Annotated in this window: 5 protein-coding genes; 1 reads left to right on the top strand and 4 read right to left on the bottom strand. The window is 71.2% G+C overall.

From position 1 onward, the window contains the following. The first annotated feature begins 816 nt into the window (after positions 1-816). Positions 817-1,662 carry a hypothetical protein gene (locus JM949_RS34450; protein WP_203152209.1) on the top strand — a complete coding sequence of 282 codons (846 nt, stop codon included), beginning with the start codon at positions 817-819 and terminating at the stop codon, positions 1,660-1,662. A 21-nt stretch (positions 1,663-1,683) separates the two neighbouring features. On the opposite strand, the gene JM949_RS34445 is transcribed toward JM949_RS34450, so the two are convergent. The 4 genes from JM949_RS34445 to JM949_RS34430 form a co-directional block, all read right to left on the bottom strand. Then, on the bottom strand, positions 1,684-2,160 hold the full coding sequence (locus JM949_RS34445; RefSeq protein ID WP_203152208.1) for an ATP synthase subunit B family protein: 477 nt from the start codon (positions 2,158-2,160) through the stop codon (positions 1,684-1,686). 113 nt (positions 2,161-2,273) lie between these two features. Further along, positions 2,274-2,720 (bottom strand): response regulator, encoded by a 447-nt coding sequence (locus JM949_RS34440; RefSeq protein WP_203152207.1) that lies wholly within the window; start codon positions 2,718-2,720, stop codon positions 2,274-2,276. A 69-nt stretch (positions 2,721-2,789) separates the two neighbouring features. Beyond that, positions 2,790-3,140 (bottom strand): STAS domain-containing protein, encoded by a 351-nt coding sequence (locus JM949_RS34435; protein ID WP_238434410.1) that lies wholly within the window; start codon positions 3,138-3,140, stop codon positions 2,790-2,792. A 116-nt stretch (positions 3,141-3,256) separates the two neighbouring features. Continuing rightward, positions 3,257-3,640, bottom strand: a complete 384-nt coding sequence (locus JM949_RS34430; protein ID WP_238434409.1) for a hypothetical protein — start codon at positions 3,638-3,640, stop codon at positions 3,257-3,259. Positions 3,641-3,663 lie beyond the last annotated feature (23 nt).

Raw genomic sequence — 3,663 nt, 5'->3', positions numbered from 1 at the left:
ACGGCGCGGCACCACACGGGCACGGCACCACTGCGCGCGACACCACACGGGCACGACACCACACGGGCACGACACCACACGGGCACGACACCACACGGGCACGACACCATACGGCGCGAAACCACACTGGCGCGAAAACGTTGCAGGCGGTGGCGCGCAACCGGCCAGCGCGACGAGACGTGGATACCGCCGCCCAATCGAGGGGGCGCCCCGCCGGCAAAGACGAGATCTTGGACAGTTTCCGTTCGCGTGGAACGGAAACTGTCCAAGATCTCGAGGCGGTTGTAGAGGCGCAGCCGCTCGTCGACCGTCCGGTACCCATCCGAGCCACGCCGGGCGACGACGCAGCGGACGGCAACCCGCGGACGGCCACGCAAACGACGGCCACGCAGCGGACGGCCACGCAGCGAAGGGCCACGCAGCCGACGGCAACCCGCGGACGGCCACGCAGCCGACGGCGACCCGCCGGACGGCGACGCAGCGGAGGGCTCGGGCGATGGTTTCGGGTGGTCCAGGGGTGGCCCGTTCAGCCCCACCGCCGATGGAACGGTTCGGATGACACAGCGATAGCACTTTCGGTGGAGCTACCATCGGGTGTTCAGGTGAGGTGCCGCAGCGGTCGAATGCTCGTCGACGCGCCCGTCGGCGAGGACGCATTCGTGTGGCGAATCGGAAATACCCGTCTAGCCCCATCCGCGATGTTCGTCAGCTCCACCCATGTTTCTCACCTTAAAGTCGGCATGATCAGGGCAAATTGTGGCCCATGCCACAGAAGGAGCCTGTGGCATCGGGCATTCGGGTCTTTAGCCTCGTCAGGTGCATCCCGACGACCCCTGCGACCAGAAGCTGACCGACGCGCGCCCGAACACCCTGTCGGCCGACGCCGTATCAACCGAACGGACGATCGGCCGTCACCGCGCCCCAGAACCGCCCCGGCGTCCCCTGCTGGGCTCGACCCCGGTCCGGGTGGCCCTGGCCACCGGCATGACCTGTTGCCTCGGCCTCGTCGCGGTCGCCGCCGCCCGGGGTGACGACGACCCGCCCCGCACGGTGGAGCCGCTCGCCGAGGCGGTGGCCGAGCGCGCCGCCATCGCCGACGAGCGTGCCTCCCGGTCGCTGGACCGCGACCTCGCCCCCGCCCGGATCATGCCCAGCCCGACGGTCACGCCCACGCCCACCCCCACCGCCGTGCGCAAGGCCAAGAAGCCGGTCAAGCCCCGCCGCCCCCGGCCGGTCGCCGGTCTCGACCAGGCACAGATGGACAACGCGAAGGTCATCGTGGACGTCGGGCTGGAGATGAAGATGCCCCGGCGTGCCCTGGTGGTCGCGCTGGCCACCGCGATGCAGGAGAGCAACCTCTACAACCTGGCCAGCGACGTGCTGCCCGAGTCGGCGGAGTACCCGAACCAGGGCAGCGGCTCCGACCACGACTCGGTCGGCCTGTTCCAGCAGCGGCCCAGCAGCGGCTGGGGCACGGTGGCCCAGTTGATGCGCCCCTCGTACGCCGCGCGGGCCTTCTACAGCGCCCTGAACGAGATCCCCGGCTGGCAGGACATGAGTGTCACCGCCGCCGCGCAGTCCGTGCAGATCTCCGCCTACCCCGACGCGTACGCCCAGCACGAGGATCGGGCGACGGTCGTGGCGTCGGCGCTCGCCGCCTGAGCGGGGACGCCCGCGACGGCGTCAGCGACGGCCGGACGGTGGTACGCCGGCAGCCGCAGTCGGGGTGTCGGCGGGCACCTGATCGGCCGTCAGCTGTCCCAGGATCTCGTCGACCCGCGTCTCGCGCCGCCGACGGGCGTCCAGCGCCGCCTCGAAGTCGCGGCGGGCCTGCACGGCGTCCGCGTACGCCCGCTCCCGCACCCGTCGTGCCTCGTCGCGGGCCTCGTCCAGCTCCACCCGGGCCTGCGACAGGATCTGGGCGGCCTCGCGCCGCACCGCGTCGTCGGCGTAGCGGGTGACCGCCGCGTCGCCCAGGTCCAGCCGTTGCAGGAGCCCGCTGAGCGCGGCCGCCTCCTGCCGGATCTCGTCCCATTCCCGGACCGTCCCGGCCGCGCCCCCGACCCGCGCCGCGAGGCGGGACAGCCGGATCCCCAACTCGTCCAGGCAGTAGTCCACCTGCCGCTGGTCGTAACCGATCTCCACGACGGAGAATCTCATTCTGTCGCCCCCAGGCAGCTGCTGTCACGTCCCCACCTGGATCCTCGACCGCGACGGCGACCGGCGAAGGGGTTCGGGGAAAATGTTCAGCATCCGCGCAGGCGGGGCCCGCGTCAGGCGCGCTTGGGGAGCACGACCACCCGACCGAAGAACTCGTCGATGCGGCGGACCACGTCGTTGAAGTCGTCCAGGTCGATCGGCTTGGTGACGTACGCGTTGGCCTGCAACGTGTAGCTGCCGACGATGTCGGTGTCAGCGTTGGAGGTGGTCAGCACGACGATCGGGATGGTCCGCAGGTCCTCGTCCTGCTTGACCGCGCCGAGCACCTGCCGACCGTCCATCCGGGGCATGTTCAGGTCGAGCAGGATCACGTCCGGCCGCCGGGCCTGCTCGTGGCGGCCCTCGGCGCGGAGGAACTCCATCGCCTCCTCGCCGTCGCTGACCACGTCGATGATTTTTTCGACGTCGGAGTCGGCCAACGCCTCCTCGATCATCAGCACGTCACCCGGGTCGTCGTCGACCACCAGGATGCGTACCGGCTGCGGGCTGTCTGGGCCCATCACTACCTGCCTCTGGGTCGGCGGGGACGGGACCTGACGGTCACCGCGTCGGCGGGGAAATCTAGCCCATCAGGGGGCGGAGTGGGCGGCCGGGTCGACCGACTCCGGCTCGTAGCGCAACACGTCGGCCAGGCCGGTGACCCGGAGCACCCGCTCGACCCGGCCGTTGACGCCGGTGAGCCGCAGCCATCCCCCGTCGGCCGAAGCCTGGTTGTCGCCCCGCACGAACACGGCCATCCCGGTGGAGTCACAGAAGGTGAGGTCGGTGAGGTCGAGCAGCACCCGGGTCTCGCCGTCGGCGAGGAGCCCGTCGATCGCGGCGGCCAGCTCCGGGGCGGTGCTCAGGTCCAGTTCACCCGCGAGCCGCAGGCATGCGCCACCGCCGTCGCGCTCGGCGTAGCTGACGCTGAACGTCACCATCTCCCCCTCGCTCCGCTCCACCCTCGGGCGGACGTTTGCAGTGCGGCAAGTATACGCAGAGCTGACTCGGAGGCCGCCGAGCGCGGTGATCGGCCGGAGGCGAACCGGCGGGTCGGTCAGCGGCGGGCGGTGGACAGCGCCGCCCGACCCCCGGTGAGCACCCGCTCCGCCCTGGGGAAGTCACGCAACGCGACGGCGTAGTGCTCCAGGGGCATAGCGATCGCGCCGGCCGGCACCCCACGACTGTGCAGGATACCCGCCAGCCACTCCACGAACTCGGTGAACAACGACGCGTCGTCGACGTAGACCGCCGCGGCCAGGAAGTCCACGATGTGGCCGAGGTCGCTCACTGTCGCGTCGAGCTGCGCGGCGGTGTACTCGCGCACCGCCGGCACCTGGTCCCGCAACTGCGCCAGGGCGCTGTCGACCAACTCGCCGCGACGGCGGACGAGGCTGGCGTACTCGTCGTCGGCCAGGTGGGCGAGCCGTGCCGGCGGCACTCAACGCAGCGCCCGCTCGTCGG

The organism is Micromonospora tarensis (assembly GCF_016803395.1).
Lineage (GTDB): Bacteria > Actinomycetota > Actinomycetes > Mycobacteriales > Micromonosporaceae > Micromonospora > Micromonospora tarensis.
Note: the sequence above shows the minus strand (reverse complement) of the source record. Positions and strands in the feature narration are given on the sequence as shown.